18 protein-coding genes are annotated in these 16,815 nt (G+C 68.6%); 9 read left to right on the plus strand and 9 right to left on the minus strand.

All coding sequences use genetic code 11. The annotated features are described in order from the left end of the window. Positions 1-98 precede the first annotated feature (98 nt). Both AC6LKG_RS00005 and crcB read left to right on the plus strand, forming a co-directional pair. Positions 99-653 carry an HdeD family acid-resistance protein gene (locus tag AC6LKG_RS00005; RefSeq protein WP_498161772.1) on the plus strand — a complete coding sequence of 185 codons (555 nt, stop codon included), beginning with the start codon at positions 99-101 and terminating at the stop codon, positions 651-653. Between the two features lie 4 nt (positions 654-657). Continuing rightward, positions 658-1,050, plus strand: coding sequence for a fluoride efflux transporter CrcB (gene crcB / locus AC6LKG_RS00010; protein WP_498161774.1), 393 nt, complete (start codon positions 658-660; stop codon positions 1,048-1,050). Positions 1,051-1,100: 50 nt separating this feature from the next. Here crcB and hpnE read toward each other — a convergent pair whose 3' ends face one another. The 3 genes from hpnE to hpnC are packed head-to-tail and all read right to left on the minus strand — an operon-like array spanning position 1,101 to position 4,136. Then, positions 1,101-2,426, minus strand: a complete 1,326-nt coding sequence (gene hpnE, locus AC6LKG_RS00015) for a hydroxysqualene dehydroxylase HpnE (RefSeq protein ID WP_498161775.1) — start codon at positions 2,424-2,426, stop codon at positions 1,101-1,103. Continuing rightward, a complete protein-coding gene (gene hpnD, locus AC6LKG_RS00020) occupies positions 2,423-3,286 on the minus strand; it encodes a presqualene diphosphate synthase HpnD (RefSeq protein ID WP_498161777.1) in 864 nt (287 codons plus the stop codon). The genes hpnE and hpnD overlap by 4 nt, the downstream gene beginning before the upstream one ends. Before the next feature lie 19 nt (positions 3,287-3,305). Beyond that, positions 3,306-4,136, minus strand: a complete 831-nt coding sequence (gene hpnC, locus AC6LKG_RS00025) for a squalene synthase HpnC (protein WP_498161779.1) — start codon at positions 4,134-4,136, stop codon at positions 3,306-3,308. Positions 4,137-4,271: 135 nt separating this feature from the next. Between hpnC and alr the strand changes: the two genes are divergently transcribed. After that, positions 4,272-5,402, plus strand: coding sequence for an alanine racemase (gene alr, locus AC6LKG_RS00030; RefSeq protein WP_498161780.1), 1,131 nt, complete (start codon positions 4,272-4,274; stop codon positions 5,400-5,402). 220 nt (positions 5,403-5,622) lie between these two features. Continuing rightward, a complete protein-coding gene (locus AC6LKG_RS00035) occupies positions 5,623-6,342 on the plus strand; it encodes an SDR family oxidoreductase (protein WP_006396065.1) in 720 nt (239 codons plus the stop codon). 117 nt (positions 6,343-6,459) lie between these two features. Here AC6LKG_RS00035 and hpaI read toward each other — a convergent pair whose 3' ends face one another. From hpaI to AC6LKG_RS00055, 4 genes are read right to left on the minus strand one after another with little or no spacing between them, the layout of a single operon-like run. Further along, complete coding sequence (gene hpaI, locus AC6LKG_RS00040; RefSeq protein ID WP_498161781.1) at positions 6,460-7,260, minus strand: 4-hydroxy-2-oxoheptanedioate aldolase; 801 nt, start codon at positions 7,258-7,260, stop codon at positions 6,460-6,462. A 14-nt stretch (positions 7,261-7,274) separates the two neighbouring features. Continuing rightward, positions 7,275-8,078 carry a 2-oxo-hept-4-ene-1,7-dioate hydratase gene (gene hpaH, locus AC6LKG_RS00045; protein ID WP_498161782.1) on the minus strand — a complete coding sequence of 268 codons (804 nt, stop codon included), beginning with the start codon at positions 8,076-8,078 and terminating at the stop codon, positions 7,275-7,277. Positions 8,079-8,101: 23 nt separating this feature from the next. Continuing rightward, a complete protein-coding gene (locus tag AC6LKG_RS00050; protein ID WP_498161784.1) occupies positions 8,102-8,851 on the minus strand; it encodes a fumarylacetoacetate hydrolase family protein in 750 nt (249 codons plus the stop codon). 20 nt (positions 8,852-8,871) lie between these two features. After that, positions 8,872-9,900 (minus strand): fumarylacetoacetate hydrolase family protein, encoded by a 1,029-nt coding sequence (locus tag AC6LKG_RS00055; protein WP_498161785.1) that lies wholly within the window; start codon positions 9,898-9,900, stop codon positions 8,872-8,874. Between the two features lie 209 nt (positions 9,901-10,109). On the opposite strand from AC6LKG_RS00055, the gene hpaE reads away from it, so the two are divergent. Continuing rightward, positions 10,110-11,576, plus strand: coding sequence for a 5-carboxymethyl-2-hydroxymuconate semialdehyde dehydrogenase (hpaE, locus tag AC6LKG_RS00060; RefSeq protein WP_498161786.1), 1,467 nt, complete (start codon positions 10,110-10,112; stop codon positions 11,574-11,576). Positions 11,577-11,611: 35 nt separating this feature from the next. Continuing rightward, complete coding sequence (hpaD, locus tag AC6LKG_RS00065; RefSeq protein ID WP_498161788.1) at positions 11,612-12,463, plus strand: 3,4-dihydroxyphenylacetate 2,3-dioxygenase; 852 nt, start codon at positions 11,612-11,614, stop codon at positions 12,461-12,463. A 1-nt stretch (position 12,464) separates the two neighbouring features. Here the strand turns inward: hpaD and hpaR are convergent, their stop codons facing one another. Together hpaR and AC6LKG_RS00075 are read right to left on the minus strand one after the other, a co-directional pair. Further along, the gene (hpaR, locus tag AC6LKG_RS00070; RefSeq protein ID WP_498161789.1) at positions 12,465-12,911 is read right to left on the minus strand and encodes a homoprotocatechuate degradation operon regulator HpaR; all 447 of its coding nucleotides are present in this window, start codon (positions 12,909-12,911) and stop codon (positions 12,465-12,467) included. A 115-nt stretch (positions 12,912-13,026) separates the two neighbouring features. Then, complete coding sequence (locus AC6LKG_RS00075) at positions 13,027-13,677, minus strand: hypothetical protein (RefSeq protein WP_498161790.1); 651 nt, start codon at positions 13,675-13,677, stop codon at positions 13,027-13,029. 378 nt (positions 13,678-14,055) lie between these two features. On the opposite strand from AC6LKG_RS00075, the gene radA reads away from it, so the two are divergent. From radA to AC6LKG_RS00090, 3 genes are all read left to right on the plus strand, one after another. Further along, positions 14,056-15,420: a DNA repair protein RadA gene (gene radA / locus AC6LKG_RS00080; protein WP_498161792.1), complete on the plus strand. Its 1,365-nt coding sequence runs from the start codon at positions 14,056-14,058 to the stop codon at positions 15,418-15,420. A gap of 12 nt (positions 15,421-15,432) precedes the next feature. Further along, a complete protein-coding gene (locus AC6LKG_RS00085; RefSeq protein WP_498161793.1) occupies positions 15,433-16,209 on the plus strand; it encodes a sulfite exporter TauE/SafE family protein in 777 nt (258 codons plus the stop codon). A gap of 197 nt (positions 16,210-16,406) precedes the next feature. Next, a complete protein-coding gene (locus tag AC6LKG_RS00090; protein ID WP_498161794.1) occupies positions 16,407-16,646 on the plus strand; it encodes a hypothetical protein in 240 nt (79 codons plus the stop codon). Positions 16,647-16,815 lie beyond the last annotated feature (169 nt).

Below are 16,815 nucleotides of genomic sequence, written 5' to 3' on the forward strand. Positions count from 1 at the left end.
GGCGCGGGCATGGCGGCCGGGCGATAGCGCGCAGAGGGTCCACGAACGGGAAATTTCAAATAAGATAAACCACCCGTTACGTGTTACCGGAGGTCGTCATGCTTGACTCGCAAGTTGTGGATCAGATCGGTCGTCACTGGGGTTGGGTGGCGTTGCGCGGCGTTGTCGCCATCCTGTTCGGCCTGATGGCCATGTTCATGCCGGCCATCACCCTGTCGGCGCTGGTGCTGGTGTGGGGCGCCTTCGCGCTGGCCGACGGCGTGCTTGCCCTGATCGCCGGCATCCGCATCCGCGACCAGGGCAAGCCGTTGTGGGCGTTGATTATCGTCGGCCTGCTGGGCGTGGCGGCCGGCATCGTCACCTTCCTGTGGCCGGGCCTGACGGCGCTGATCCTGCTTTACATCATCGCCATCTGGGCGCTGGTGGCCGGCGTGTTCCAGATTGCCGCCGCGATCCGTTTCCGCAAGGAAATCCGCAACGAATGGTTCCTGGGCCTGTCGGGGCTGGTGTCGGTCCTGTTCGGCGCCATGCTGGTGATGCAGCCGGGCGCGGGCGCGTTGGCGCTGGTGTGGGTCATTGGTATCTATGCGGTGTTCTTTGGCATACTGCTGCTGGTCTTTTCCTTCCGCCTCAAGCAGCACCGCGCACCCTGAGCCCATGTCCGCCTACCAGACCCTGATTCCCCTGCATTTCCTGGCCGTGGGCCTGGGCGCCATGGCCGGCGCATGGGCCCGCTGGCTCGTCAGCCTGTGGCTCAATACCGAGTCATGGCCCTGGGGCACGCTGACGGTCAATCTGGCGGGTGGGTATCTGGTGGGGCTGGCGCTGGCGCTGGTGGCGGGCCATCCTGAATGGCCGGCCTGGGTACGGCTCGGCGTCATTACCGGCTTCATGGGCGGCTTGACCACGTTTTCGACCTTTTCGGCTGAAACCGTGGCCATGCTCGAACGCGGCGCCTACGCCAGCGCGCTGGGCTACGCCGGTTTCAGCCTGGCCGGTTCGCTGCTGCTGACCGGCCTGGGCCTGGCCAGCGCCAACCTGCTGCGCTGAATCGCGTCGGCGAGCGGGGCTTGCAGGCGCGCTCGCCGGCCACCGGGCCGTCAGTCGCCGGCGCGCGGGTTCAGCACCCGTGCAGCTTCCAAACCACTGCGCACCGCGCCTTCCAGCACGCCGGGATAACCCGTGTCGGTCCAGTCTCCGGCCAGCGCCAGCGTCGGCCAGGGCGTGGTATTGAGCGGCCGCGTCAGGCCCGGCACCGCCGCGAAGGTAGCGCGCTTCTCGATGAATAATTCGGCCGCGGCGACTTCCGGCATCGGCGGCAGCCGCTGCGGGTAGCCGGCGGCCTGCTCGGCCACCTGGTCGATCAGGGCCTCGATGGCCTGCTGGCGGTTGCGCTCGGCCAGGCTGGTGGCGGCGCTCGCCACCACCGCCAGTTCGCCGGCCAGGGCATCGCCGGCCAGTTGCGCGCGGTCGAACAACCATTGGCCGACGTGGCCACGCGCGGGTTCCTCGCGCAGCATCATCATCGGTTCTGGCAGGCGCCAGGGTCCTGCCAGCCGCAGATTGAGTGTGGCGATCGGCAGGTAGTCGAAGGCGCGCAGCGCGTCCAGCAGCCCGGTGGCGCCGGCCGCTCGCAGCGGCGCGTCCAGCAGCCGGGCGGCGAAGGTCGGCGGCACGGCCAGCACTGCGGCGTCGAAGCGTTCCTGGTTGATGTCGATGCCCTCCGCCGACGGCTGCAACTGGCGCACCGTGCTGCCGTAGCGCATGGTTACCTGGCGCGCGGCGGCATCGGGCCACAGCGCCGACAGGTCGGTGCAGGGCAGCAGCAGGTCGCTGTCTTCGCGGCGGCCGGCCAGAGTGTCGCGCAATACGCGGGCGAACAGCCCCGCGCTGGCGCTCGCCACCGGCGTGTTCATGGCCGCCAGGCACAGCGGCTCCCAGACCTGGCGGATCAAGGTGTCGGATTGGGCGTGATAGTGCAGCAGTTGCCGCACGGTCCAGTCGCGCGGCGGCGTCCAGGACATGGCGCGCAGGCCGCGCATCAGCCGCAGCGTGGCGAAGCGGTCGGTCCACGACAGGCCGCGCGCGCCCAGGATCGCCACCGCCATGTGCAGCGGCGCGGGCAGGCGCGGCGCCGACAGCCGGAAGCGGCCGTCCAGGCTGGCCAGCCGCAGCGACCGGCGCATCAGCAGGGCGTCCGGGTTGCGGCCGACCCGGCGCATCAGCGCCAGCGTGTGCTTGTAGGCGCCCGACAGCAGGTGCTGGCCGTTGTCCAGCGGCGATTCGAAGCCATCGTGGAATACGCGCCGGGCGCGGCCGCCGGGCGTGTGGCCGGCTTCGAACACGGTGACCTTGGCGCCGGCTTCGCGCAGGGCGACACTGGCCGCCAGGCCCGCCCAGCCGGCGCCGATGACCGCCGCCTTCACCGTGCCAACCGGCGGACCAGTCCGCGCCCGCCGCCCACCCAGGTCTTCCACGCCAGCCACAGCTTGCGCAGCGGCGTCAGCGAGATGCGCTGATGCAGCACCTGCCAGTTGTCGCGCTCGATCTCGTCGAGCAGCGCGTGATAGATCGCCGCCATCATCAGGCCGGGGCGCTGCGCGCGCCGGTCGGCTTCGGGCAGGCTGCGCATCGCCTCGCGGTACAACTCGCGCGCGCGCTCGGCCTGGAACTTCATCAGGGCCGAGAAGCGCTCGGAATACTCGCCATTCAGGATGTCCGAGGCCTTGACCTCGAACTGCTGCATGTCGTTGACCGGGATGTAGATGCGGCCGCGGCGGGCGTCGTCGCCCACGTCGCGGATGATGTTGGTCATCTGGAACGCCAGGCCGAGTTTCTCGGCGTACACCAGCGTGGCCGGATCGGTATAGCCGAAGACGCCGGCCGACAGCTCGCCCACCACGCCGGCGGCGTGCCAGCAGTACTTGCGCAGGCCGGGCCAGTCCAGGTAGCGGGTCTGGTCCAGGTCCATTTCCATGCCGTCGACCACCGCCAGCAGGCGTTCGCGGGTGATCGAACAGCTTTGCAGGTGGGGCTGCAGCGCGCGGGTCACGGGATGGTCGGGCTTGCCCTCGAACATCTGGTCGACCTGCGTGCGCCACCACGCCAGCTTGATGCGCGCCAGCGACGGGTCGGTGCATTCGTCCACCACGTCGTCGACTTCGCGGCAATAGGCGTACAGCGCCGTGATGGCGCGCCGCCGCTCGGGCGGCAGGAACAGGAAGGAATAGTAGAAGCTGGAACCGCTTTTGGCGGCTTTCTCCTGGCAGTACTCGTCAGGGGTCATAGTTGGCAGGGCCGTTTGCTTACTTGATGGAGCGCCAGAGCATGATGGCCCAGTCCTTGGCGCCCAATTCGGGTCGGTTCATGAATACATCGTAGCCGCTCGCCTCGATCCGCTCCAGCACGCGCAGCCCGCCTTGCACCACCAGGCGCAGCTCCAGGCCGATGCGGCCCGGCAGGCGGCGCGCCAGCGGAGCGCCGAAGTGTAGCAGCGCGCGGGTGCGTTCCACCTGGAACGCCATCAGCGCGCGCCAGCCCGGGGTCAGGCGCGCGGCCGCCAGGTCTTCTTCCGAGACGCCGAAGCGGCGCAGGTCTTCCTGCGGCAGGTAGACACGGTGCTTGTGCCAGTCGACCCGCACATCCTGCCAGAAATTCACCAGTTGCAGCCCGGTGCAGATGGCATCGGACTGTTCCATGTTGCGGGGATCGGCGGCCTCGAACAGGCACAGCATCAGCCGCCCGACCGGGTTGGCCGAGCGGGTGCAGTAGTCGGCCAGCGCGGCGTAGTCGTCGTAGCGCTTGACGCTGATGTCCTGCTCGAAGGCCGACAACAGGTCGTAGAAGGGGGTGATGGGCAACTGGTGGCGGGCGATGGTGGCCGCCAGCGGCACGAAGATGCCGGCCAGTTCGGGCGCGCCGGGGGTGGGCACGGCGCCCGGTTCGGCGCCGATGCGGTGCAATTCGGAGCGGAACGCCGCCAGTTGCGCCAGCCGCTCGTCATCGCTGGCGGCGCCTTCGTCGGCGATGTCGTCGGCGGCGCGGGCGAACCGGTACAGATCGGTCACGGCGCCACGCAGCCGGCGCGGCAACAGCAGCGAGGCGACGGGAAAATTCTCGTAGTGATCGATGGGCATGGTCTGGTCCTGCTTTCGGGCTGCGTTCCGGCCGCGCGGGCCGGATCCCGGCCATTTTAGAGTACGCGCGCAGCCTCGGCCCCGCGCCGCCGGCACGCCGATCAGTTAGACTTAAGCGCCACAGGATCCCATACCATGCCCCGCCCAATTTCAGCCACCGTTTCCGTTTCCGCCCTGGCGCACAACCTGGCAACCGTACGCCGCCATCTCGACCAGACCGCCGCCGCCGCGTCCGGCCAGGCGCCGTCGATCTGGGCGGTGATCAAGGCCAACGCCTATGGCCACGGCATCGAGCAGGCCGTGGCGGGGTTTTCCAAGGCCCAGGGCCTGGCCATGCTCGACCTGGACGAAGCCGTGCGCTGCCGCGAGGCTGGCTGGGGCGGGCCGATCCTGCTGCTCGAAGGCTTCTTCGACCCGTCCGACCTGGAAATCGTCGATCGCTACCACCTGAGCGTCACGGTGCACCAGCGCGAACAGCTCGACATGCTGGCCCGTGCCCGCCTGTCGCGCCGGGTCGACATCATGCTCAAGCTCAACAGCGGCATGAACCGGCTCGGTTTTTCACCCGCCGCCTATCCCGCCGCCTACGAGCGCGCAATGTTGCTGCAGCAGCAGGGCGTGGTCGGCTCTATCGGCAGGATGACCCATTTCGCCTGCGCCGACGGCCCCCAGGGCATCACGGAGCAGATGGCCGTGTTCAATTCGGTGACGCATAAGCTCGGCAGCGGCCCCATCAGCGTCTGCAACTCGGCGGCCACCTTGCGCTTTGCCGAGGTCGCGGTCGGCACCGAAACCCAGGCGCACTGGGTCCGCCCCGGCATCTGCCTGTACGGCGCCTCGCCGTTCGCCGACGCCGAGGCCGGCGCCTTCGGGCTCAAGCCGGCCATGTCGCTGCGGTCCGAGATCATCGCGGTGCAGGAACTCAAGGCGGGCGACTCGGTCGGCTACGGCGCCTTGTTCCGGGCCGACCGCGCCATGCGCGTGGGGATTGTTGCCTGCGGCTACGCCGACGGTTATCCGCGCCATGCCGCCACCGGCACGCCGGTGATGGTGGCCGGCATCCGCACCCGGCTGGTGGGGCGCGTCTCGATGGACATGCTGATCGTCGACCTCGACCCGATTCCCGCCGCCGGCATCGGCGCGCCGGTATCGCTGTGGGGCGAAGAGGGCCCTTCGGTGGACGAGGTCGCGCTGGCGGCGGGCACCATCGGCTACGAGCTGCTCTGCGCCCTGGCGCCGCGCGTGCCGGTCACCCGGGACGCCTGAGCCTGGCCCCAGCGGGGCACTTTTCCGGCCGCCGCGGGTCGTAAGCCTGACGGCATCCGATTTTGCGTCCGGACCCCTGGCGCGCCAGGGGGCAAGTGTCCGGCATGCAAGAATTGCTACGCAATTTACAAGACAGGTGGCGCCGGATGGTGTCTACTTGAAAGACCGGGCGCCCAGGCGCCCGTTTTCGCCCCAGTAACGAACGACGAGGTCTCGATCCATGAAGGACAAATGCGTGCTCATCACGGGTGCCACCAAAGGCATCGGCTGGGCCCTGACTCAGCGGCTGTCCGACATGGGGTGTCATGTGGTCGGTATCGCGCGCAATACCGGCGATGTCGATTTTCCCGGCTACCTGTATGCCTGTGACCTGGCCGATGCCGGCCGCACCGAGGAAGTGCTGCGCGAGATCCGCGAGAAATTTCCGGTCGATGCGGTCGTCAACAACGTCGGCATCGCCTCGCCGCAACCGCTGGGCGAGATCGACCTGGCCACCCTGTACAACGTGCTGGACCTGAATGTGCGCGTCGCCGTGCAGGTGACGCAGGCCTTCATCGAATCGATGAAGGTGCGCCGCGCCGGCCGCATCGTCAACGTCTGCAGCCGCGCCATCCACGGCGGGCTGGAACGCACCGCCTACTCGGCCGCCAAGAGCGCGCTGGTGGGCTGCACCCGCACCTGGGCGCTGGAACTGGCCGAATACGGCGTAACCGCCAACGCGGTGGCGCCGGGCCCCATCGAAACCGAAATGTTCCGCGCCACCCGTCCGGCGGGCAGCGAAGGCGAGAAACGCGCACTGGCCTCGGTGCCGATGAAGCGCCTGGGCACGCCGGCCGAAGTGGCCGCCGCCATCGCCTTCCTGCTGTCGGACGACGCCGGCTTCATCACCGGCCAGGTGCTGGGCGTGGACGGCGGCGGCAGCCTGGGCGGCCGCTCCTGATCGCCCGGGTCGGGCCAGGCGGCGCGCGGCCCATCGTGGCTACGCTGCTCGTGGCCTCCGATGAACAACGGCGCCCACGGGCGCCGTTGTTCATGCCGCTGTTCCGCGGGGGAGAACTCAGTACGGCCCGCTGGCCTTGCCCACCGGCTTGATGTCCTTGAACTCGCCCGCCAGCTTCTCGGCCGCGCGCGCCAGCAGCACCGCGTCCACGCCCACCGCCACGAAGGTCGCGCCCAGCGACAGGTAGTGCCTGGCCTGCGCCACGCCGCTGTGCAGGATGCCGGCCGCCTTGCCCGACTTGACGATGCGGCCGATGGCCGCGTCGATGGCGCGGGTGACTTCGGGATGCTCGGGCTGGCCCAGGTAGCCCATGCTGGCCGACAGGTCGGCCGGGCCGATGAAGGCGCCGTCCACGCCGTCCACCGCCAGGATGGCTTCCAGCGCATCGACGCCGCGCGGCGTCTCGATCTGCACCAGCACGCACATCTCGTCGTTGGCGCGCTCCAGGTAGTTGGGGATGCGGTTCCAGCGCGACGAACGCGCCAGCGCGCTGCCCACGCCACGGATGCCGGCGGGCGGATAACGCACCGCGGCCACGGCGGCGGCGGCCTCTTCGGCCGACTGCACCATCGGCACCAGCAGCGTCTGGGCGCCGGTGTCGAGGATCTGCTTGATCTGCACGGGGTCGTTCCAGGCCGGGCGCACCACCGGCGCCACCGGATAGGCGGCCACCGATTGCAGTTGCGCCAGCGTGGTCTGCAGCGTGTTGGGGGCGTGCTCGCCGTCGATCAGCAGCCAGTCGAAGCCGGCGCCGGCGATGATCTCGGAAGTGTAGGCGCTGGCCAGCCCGGCCCACAGGCCGATCTGGGGCGTGCCGGCGCGCAGCGCGCGTTTGAATTGATTGGTCAGGATATCCATGGGCCGCGTTGAGGTCAGATGAAGTGGCAGTTGACGGAGCCGAGCACGCCGTAGTCGACGTTGAAGGTGTCGCCGGGGCGCGCGGCCACCGGGCGGGTGAAGGAACCCGACAGGATGATCTCGCCCGCTTCCAGCGCCACCTCGTGCGCGGCCAGCTTGTTCGCCAGCCATACTACGCCATTGGCGGGATGGTTCAAGACGCCGGCGGCCACGCCGGTTTCCTCGATCACCGCGTTGCGCGACAGGATCGCGCCGATCCAGCGCAGGTCCAGCTCGTCGATCTTCACCGGCCGCCCGCCCATCACCACGCCGGCGTTGGCGGCGTTGTCGGCGATGGTGTCGAACACCTTGCGCGGGCGCTTGCTGTCGGGGTCGATACCGTGCGAGCGGGCGTCGATGATCTCCAGCGCCGGGATCACGTACTCGACCGCGTCGTACACCTGGAACAGGGTCACGTTGGGACCTTGCAGGCGCTTGCCCAGCACGAAGGCCAGTTCCACTTCCAGCCGCGGCAGGATGAAACGGCCGGCGGGAATGTCGCCGCCATCCTCGAAGAACATGTCGTCAAGCAGCATGCCGAAATCGGGCTCGTCGATCTGCGACGACAGTTGCATGGCGCGCGAGGTCAGGCCGATCTTGTGGCCGCGCTTGACGCGGCCCTCGGCCAGCTTGATGTCCATCCAGGCGCGCTGGATGGCGTAGGCGTCGGCGATGGTGATGTCGGGGTGTTCCAGCGAGATCTGGCGGATCTGCTGGCGGCTGCGTTCGGCGTCGTGCAGGCGCGCGGCCAGCGCGCGCACGGTGGTGGAATCGAGCATGCGGGGTATCCAGGTAGGGGGGATCAGGCGGGGCAGGGCACCAGCGTGTTGACCAGACGGCCGATGCCGTCGATCTCGGTCACGACCTCGTCGCCTGGCTGGACGTTGACGATGCCGTCCGGGGTGCCGGTCAGGATCAGGTCGCCGGGCGACAGCGTCATGAAGCCGCTGAAATACGCGATCAGGGCGGGGATGTCGAACACCATGTCGCGGGTGTTGCCGCGCTGGGTCTCGACGCCGTTGACGGTGGTGCGCAGGTCCAGGTTCATCGGGTCGGCCACGTCGTCGCGGTCCACCAGCCATGGCCCCAGCGGCGTGCAGGTGTCGCGGCTCTTGACGCGCAGGTTGGGGCGATACCAGTTTTCCAGGTAGTCGCGCAGCGCGTAGTCGTTGGCCACGGTGTAGCCGGCCACGTAGTCGTAGGCCTGCTCGCGCGTGACGTTGCGCGCGGTCTTGCCGATCACCACGGCCAGCTCGCATTCGTAGTGCATGAAGCCTACGTCGGCCGGCCGCAGCGTCTGCGCGCGATGGCCGACAAAGGTATTGGCTGCCTTCAGGAAGCCGAGCGGTTCGGGTGGCGCCTTGAACGCCAGTTCCTTGGCGTGATCGGCGTAGTTGATGGCCAGCGTGAACGTGGTGCGTGGCTCGATCGGCGGCAGCCAGGTCACCGCGTGCTCGGCCAGCAGGCGGCCGTCGGCCAGGCGGATCTGGCCGTGGCCGGCGTCGGTGGCGGCGTGGATGGCGCCTTGGTAGGCGATGCGTGCGTGTTTCATGGCGAATTCCGTGGGGCCTCTCAGGCGCCGGCGATGAGCGTGTTGCCGAGCGTGCCGACCTGGGCGATGCGGATCTCGTAGCGCTGGCCGGCGCATGCAAGCGGCGCGTCGGCGCGGGCCCCGGCCAGCAGGATGTCGCCCGGTTCGAAGCTCATGAATTCGGTGACGTCGGCGATCAGGCGGGCCACCGGCCGCACCAGGTCGGCGGTGCTGGCGCGCTGCGCCAGTTCGCCGTCGATCCAGGTTTCGATGTCGAGCGCGTCCGGATCGGCTACCGAAGCCACCGGCGCCAGCGCGCGGCCGATCGGGCAGAAACCGTCGCGGCACTGTTGCTTCAAAGCCGGACGGTAATAGCTGTCGTGCGGCGCCGACAGGTCGGCCACCACGCGATAACCCGCCACGTGAGCCAGCGCCTCGGCCTCGCTGACGCGGCTGGCGCGGCGGCCGAACACGATGCCCAGGGTGGCGCCGATGCGCACCTCGGGCACGTCGGCAGGCAGCGCGATGGCATCGCCGTCGGTGGCATGGGTATTGGCCGGCTTGAGGTACAGCACCGGGGCGCGCGGCGCGGCCTGGTAAGGCGGTGCGTTCACCGCCTCGCCCAACGCGGCCAGCGCCTGGCGCGTATTGAGCGCGGCGCCAGCCACCGTGCGCGGCAACGCGGCGGCGCGGGCCGCCAGGTAGTCGCGGTAGTTGCTGTGCTTGTAGTTGAGCACCGCGTCGGCCTCCTCTACCTGCAACGACAGCCCCAGCGGCCGCCGCGCCATTTCCGCCGCCAGCGCCTGGCGCAGGGCCGCGAAAGTGCGTTCGCCCAGCGCGGCCCGCTGGGGCGCGCCGCGGCCGTGGCCGATGCGCAGCAGCACATGCACGAAGGCGTTGTCGGGATGGCCGTCCGCGATCAGGTAATCGTCCACGCGCACGGCGCGGGTGCGGGCGCCGGCCAGCGGATACAGGCTGCCGTCGCCGACGGCGGCGTCCTGCACCGCGCGCATGAGGGCGCGGGTGTCGAGGTCGAGATTGGCGGAGTACTCAATCCAGATGTGTGGCATGGCAGGCCCCGGGCCTTTCCGGCAGATTAGTTAGCATGTTAATTATAATAGTGAAAATGCCCGCCAACGGCAATCGCCGCCGCCCCGCCGGCGGGGGGTTCCCGCCGTTGACAGCCGCGATTGTGGCGCATAAAGTTAACTAGTTAACTAAATTGCCAGGATACCTGGCGCATGGGCGCCGGAGAGCCGCGCCAGGCAAGGAGACGCACGTGAGCATCAAGCACTGGATCAACGGCAGGCAGGTCGACAGCGCCGACCGCTTCACCACCTTCAACCCGGCCACTGGCGAGGCCATCGACGAAGTCGCCGCCGGCGGCCAGGCCGAGATCGACGCCGCCGTGGCCGCCGCGGCCGAGGCCTTCCCCAAGTGGGCCGGCACGCCCGCCAGGGAACGCGCCAGGCTGATGCGCCGCCTGGGCGAACTGATCGACCGCAACGTGCCGCAGTTGGCCGAGCTGGAAACGCGGGACACCGGCCTGCCGATCTCGCAGACGCGCAAGCAGTTGATCCCGCGCGCCTCCGAGAACTTCACCTTCTTCGCCGAAGTCTGCACCCGCATGAACGGCCACACCTATCCGGTGGATGACCAGATGCTGAACTACACGCTGTACCAGCCGGTCGGCGTGTGCGCGCTGGTGTCGCCGTGGAACGTGCCCTTCATGACCGCGACCTGGAAGACCGCGCCCTGCCTGGCGCTGGGCAATACCGCCGTGCTGAAGATGTCGGAGCTGTCGCCGCTGACCGCCGACCAGCTCGGCCTGCTGGCGCTGGAAGCCGGCATCCCGCCTGGCGTGCTCAACGTGGTGCAGGGGTATGGCGCCAGCGCCGGCGACGCACTGGTGCGCCATCCCGGGGTGCGCGCGATCTCGTTCACCGGTGGCACCGTCACCGGCAAGAAGATCATGGCGAACGCGGGCGGCATCAAGAAGTTCTCGATGGAGCTGGGCGGCAAATCGCCGGTGCTGGTGTTCGACGACGCCGACGTCGAGCGCGCGCTGGACGCGGCGCTGTTCACTATTTTCTCGCTCAATGGCGAGCGCTGCACCGCGGGTTCGCGCATCTTCGTGCAGGAATCGATCTACGATGATTTCGTGCGCCGCTTCGCCGAACGCGCCAATCGCCTGGTGGTGGGCGATCCAACTGATGAAAAGACGAATGTGGGCGCGATGATCACCCGCCAGCACTGGGAAAAGGTCACTGGCTACATCCGCCTGGCCCAGGAAGAGGGCGCGCGCATCCTGGCTGGCGGCGCTGAAGCGCCGCAGGGCCTGCCGGCGCACCTGGCCGGCGGCAACTTCGTGCGGCCCACGGTGCTGGCCGACGTCGACAACCGCATGCGCTGCGCCCAGGAAGAGATCTTCGGGCCCGTCGCCTGCCTGATCCCGTTCAAGGACGAGGCCCACGGCCTGGCGCTGGCCAACGACGTCAAGTATGGCCTGGCGTCGTACGTCTGGACCCGCGACATCGGCCGCGCCCACCGGCTGGCGCGCGGCATCGAGGCCGGCATGGTGTTCATCAACAGCCAGAACGTGCGCGACCTGCGCCAGCCGTTCGGCGGCACCAAGGAATCCGGCACCGGCCGCGAGGGCGGTGAGTACAGCTACGAAGTGTTCGCCGAGATCAAGAACGTCTGCGTCTCGATGGGCAGCCATCATATTCCGAAGTGGGGCGTCTGAACCCCATCCGGCAAGACAACCAGGAGACAGACACCATGGGCAAGCTCGCGCTGGCGGCCAAGGTAACGCATGTGCCGTCCATGTACCTATCCGAAATGCCCGGCCGCCACCATGGCTGCCGCGAAGCCGCGATCCAGGGCCATCGCGTCATTGGCCAGCGTTGCCGCGACCTGGACGTGGATACGCTGGTGGTGCTGGACGTGCACTGGCTGGTGAACGCCGGCTATCACGTCAATTGCAACGAGCGCTTCGCGGGCCGCTATACCAGCAACGAGCTGCCGCACTTCATCAAGGACATGGACTACGCCTATCGCGGCGATCCAGCGCTGGGCCGGCGCATCGCCGAGTGCGCCAGCGCCGCCGGCGTGGCCACCCGCGCGCACGAGATCGCCAGCCTGGAACTGGAATACGGCACGCTGGTGCCGATGCGCTACATGAATGGCGATGACCGCTTCAAGGTGGTGTCGGTGGCGGCCTGGTGCGCCTGGCATTCGCTGGACGACAGTCGTCGTTTCGGCGCGGCCCTGCGCCAGGCCATCGCGCAGAGCGACAGCCGCGTCGCGGTGCTGGCCAGCGGTTCGCTGTCGCACCGCTTCAACGACAACGGCAGCCCCGAGGCCGCCATGCATAACATCAGCCGCGAGTTTTACCGCCAGGTCGACCTGCGGGTGGTGGACCTGTGGCGCCAGGGCGACTGGAAGACGTTCTGCGCCATGCTGCCGGAATACGCCGAGCTGTGCGTGGGCGAGGGCGGCATGCACGACACCGCCATGTTGCTGGGGCTGCTGGGCTGGGACGCCTACGACCGGCCGGCCGAGATCGTCACGGACTACTTCACCAGTTCAGGCACGGGCCAGATCAATGCGATCCTGCCGGTGCCGGACTGAGTCATTGCGTCGCGGGCTCGCGCTTGATCAGGTCGACCATCGCGTCGACATCGGTGTACAGGCGATCGAGCAATTCCTTGCCGATGCGGTCTTCGATTTCCTGGTATTTGGCGTCCACCTGGGGCCGCATGCGGTCGATCAGCTTGTTGCTCTTGGGGGTCAGCGAAATTTCCTGGCGGCGCTGGTCGGCATTCGAGCGCGCCCGCTTGATCAGGCCCTGCTCTTCCATGCCGGCCAACATCCGCGTCAGGCTGGGGCTGAGGATCTGGCAACTGCGGGCGATCTGGTTGGGCTCCATCGCGCCCACTTCGCTCAAGGTGCGCAAGACGCGCCATTGCTGCTCGGTGACGCCGGCGGCATGCAGGATCGGCCGGAAGTGGGCCATCAGGGTTTCGCGCGCGTAAAGCAGCAGATGGGGGAGATTGCGGTGGTGGAAGCTCGGACTCATGGCGGCTATGTTAGCAAGAAGCCGTTCTTTTTCCGTTGAATGCCCAGGGATGTAAACGACCAGGGCCCGCGGTGGACGCGGGCCTGGCGGGGAACGGCAAAATAGGAAAAAGGGGTCAGGAAGCGGGATTCTGCTGCGCCAGTTCCTGCAGGTCGTCGGGTAGCGTCAGGTCGGGCGCGCCCTGTTGCAATTCGCGCAACGCGTTGACGGCGTCCTCTTGCTGATCGTCCTGCATCAAGGCACGGATGTGCGCGATACGGGCCTCAACGTCCTGTTCGCTGAAGGCGACGGGTTCGGCACTGGCTTGCCCGGCCGGCGCCTCGGCGGCGGCGCTTTGCGGCGCCGCGTCGGTGGCCGCCTGCAGGGCGGGATGGGGGGCCGGGATGGCGCTGGGGGCGTCGGCCGGCGTAGACGCGGCCCGCTGCGCCGGTGCGGGGGCCGACTGCGGCGCCGGCGACTCGCTCAGGATCGGGCGCGGCGCCGGGCTGCGCTCGATATTGATGGGCGCTTCCTGTGAGACCGCCAGTTGCGGCGCCAGGTCGGCCATTTCGGCGTTTTCGCGCATGTCGGTCCAGGCGAACAGGCCGGCCACCAGCACCGCGCAGGCGGCGGCGGCCCAGCCCGGATGCCAGCCGTGGCCGGGGTGCCAGGCACGGCGCACGGCGGCCTCCAGTTCGGGGCTGCCGCCGGCCCTGGGCTTGCGATACAGGGCGCGCAAATCCAGTTCGTCGTCTTCGTCGAAGGGGGGGCGATAGGCAATGCTCATGCGCGTACTCCTCGCGCATACGCCCGGTGGCAAGGCATATCCGCGTTTGATCCGGGCCTGTGCCGCGCCGGTGGTCCGGCGGTCTCGTGCAGGATCGGATCGTGTTCCGGTTCAAGAGGCCACGGGCGGCCCAAGCGTCTTGCAATGCGCCGCGAATCCCGGCGGTCCTGCGTGGCACATCATGCGATGATTATGCGCGAATTGCAGAAATCCGCCAGCGAATTTCTTGTGTTTGCGCGGCGTAACCGCGAGGTGTCCCTGTTTTCGAAAGCGGATCGAAAGCGAAGCGCACCAGGGTGGGGCAAATGTGCCCGTTGCGCGCGCCCCCGACCATGCCCGGCGGCCCGCGGCCAGGCTTGTGCCGGTAAACTTCCGCCCATGGCCAAGACTCGAACCGTATACGTGTGCGCCGACTGTGGCGGCACCACCCCGAAGTGGCAAGGCAAGTGTCCGCACTGCAATGCCTGGAACACCCTCGAAGAAACCGTCGAATCCCCCACGCCCGCGGCGGCGGCTTCGCACCGCTACGCGCCGCTGGCCTCCAGCAGCCCGGTGCGCAGCCTGTCCGAGATCGAGGCGCGCGAAACCCCGCGCACGCCCACCGGACTGGACGAGTTCGATCGCGTCCTGGGCGGCGGCCTGGTGGCCGGCGCGGTGGTGCTGATTGGCGGCGATCCCGGCATCGGCAAGTCGACCCTGCTGCTGCAGGCGCTGGCCTCGCTGTCCGAAAGCACCAACGTCCTGTACGTCACCGGCGAAGAGTCGGCCGAGCAGGTGGCGCTGCGCGCGCGCCGGCTGGGGTTGCAGACCGGTAACGTCAATCTGCTGGCGGAAATCCGCCTGGAGGCAATCCAGGCGGCGGTGTCCGAGCAGAAGCCCAGCGTGGCCGTGATCGACTCGATCCAGACCCTCTACAGCGGCGAACTGAGCGCCGCGCCCGGCTCGGTGTCGCAGGTACGCGAGTGCGCCGCGCAATTGACCCGCCTGGCCAAGCAGACCGGCATCGCCATCGTCATGATCGGCCATGTCACCAAGGACGGCGCGCTGGCCGGTCCGCGCGTGCTCGAGCACATCGTCGACACCGTGCTGTACTTCGAGGGCGACACGCATTCGTCGTTCCGCCTGGTGCGGGCCTTCAAGAACCGTTTCGGCGCGGTCAACGAACTCGGCGTGTTCGCCATGACCGACCGCGGCCTGCGCGGCGTCGCCAACCCCTCTGCGCTGTTCCTGTCGCAGCATGAGCAGCAGGTGGCCGGCTCCTGCGTGATGGCCACGCAGGAAGGCACCCGGCCGCTGCTGGTCGAGATCCAGGCGCTGGTAGACAGTTCCCATGCGCCCAACCCGCGCCGCCTGACCGTCGGCCTGGAAGGCAACCGCCTGGCGATGCTGCTGGCGGTGCTGCACCGCCACGCGGGCGTCTCGACCTTCGATCAGGACGTGTTCGTCAACGCCGTGGGCGGGGTGCGCATCACCGAGCCCGCCGCCGACCTGCCGGTGCTGCTGGCCATCATGTCGTCGCTGCGCGACCGGCCCCTGCCGCGCGGCCTGATCGCCTTTGGCGAAGTCGGCCTGGCGGGCGAGATCCGGCCCGCGCCGCGCGGCCAGGAACGCCTGCGCGAAGCCGCCAAGCTGGGTTTTTCGATCGCGCTCATTCCCAAGGCCAACGCGCCGCGCCAGCCTGTCGAAGGGTTGGAGATCTGGGCGGTGGACCGGCTCGACGCCGCGCTCGACAAGCTGCGCTGACGGGAGCCCCACGTGAGTCTGTTGCTGATTGCGCTGTGCCTGGGCGCCGGGTGCCTCATTGGCTTCATGGGCGGCGTGCTGGGAATTGGCGGCGGCCTGATCGCGATTCCGGCGTTGGTGCTGCTGATGGGCATGTCGCAGCAACTGGCGCAGGGCACCGCCCTGATCATGGTGCTGCCCACCATCATGATGGCGGTGCGCAAGTACAACCAGCAGACCCGCATCGACCGTCGCGTCGCGTTGGCCGGCGCGGCCGGCGCCGTGGTGTTCACCTGGGTCGGCGCGCGGCTGGCGCTGGGTATCGATTCCAGTGTGCTGCGCGTGAGCTTTGCCGTCTTCCTGTTCTTCATCGCGCTGTTCTATGCCTGGCAGACCTGGCGGGCCGGCCGGGCCCGGCATGCGGCCAGGCCTGCCGGCCGCCCCGCGCCGGTGTTCACGCCGCGTCGCGCCACTCTGCTGGGGGTGCTGTGCGGCACGCTGGGCGGCTTCTTCGGCGTGGGCGGCGCGGTGCTGGCGGTGCCCATCATCACTTCGGTGTTCCGACTGCCGCAGACCAGCGCGCAGGCGCTGGCGTTGTGCATGGTGATTCCGGGCTCGGCGGTGGCGCTGGTGACCTACAGTTGGGCCGGCCAGGCCGCCTGGCTGGTGGGGTTGCCGCTGGCCGCCGGCAGCCTGTTGTTCGTGCCGGTGGGTGTGCGCCTGGCCTATCGCCTGCCTGAACGCAAACTGAGAGCATGCTTCGCGGCGATGTTGTTCGCCACCGTGGCGCTGCTGGTATTCGAAAGCTGAACGCCGCCCGCGCGGCTATTGTCACGATTTCATGACCAAGCGTTAACGGCGGAAAGCGCGCGAAAATTCCGGGCCTGGCGCTGAACCTTCAGCGGCCAGGAGGTTCCAACGGAGTACGGGTCCTGCGGCGATGTTGCCGCCCCGTGTCGGCAAGGCCAGGGGGCGACCCCCGGTCTTCACCATTAGGAGTTCATGTAATGACGACTCACTCCCGTATCGCTGCGTTCCTGTCCACTTCGGCCTTGTGCCTCGGTCTCGCTGCCGCGCCTTCGGCGTTCGCGGCGGGCGCCGATGCCACGACCAAGTCGGGCGAAACCAAGGCCCAGGCGCAGCACAAGCATCACAAGTCCGACAAGATGTCCGCCAGGCACGGCACCGAGAAATCGGGCGCTTCCAAGATGGACAAATCGGGTACCTCCATGGCGCCCGCGAAGTAAGGCAGTCACGCAGCACCGGACCGCGAGGTCCAGCAGTTCCTTTGCACGGCGGACGGGTCTTCGGGCCTGGAAGTCGAAAGCCTCTCGGTATGGGCGCCGAGAGGCTTTTTCGTTTCTGTCGGGCGTTGGCGCTGTCGGTATCCGTGCCAATGGCCTGGGCGCCGGCGGC

Source organism: Achromobacter sp. 46006, assembly GCF_059761975.1.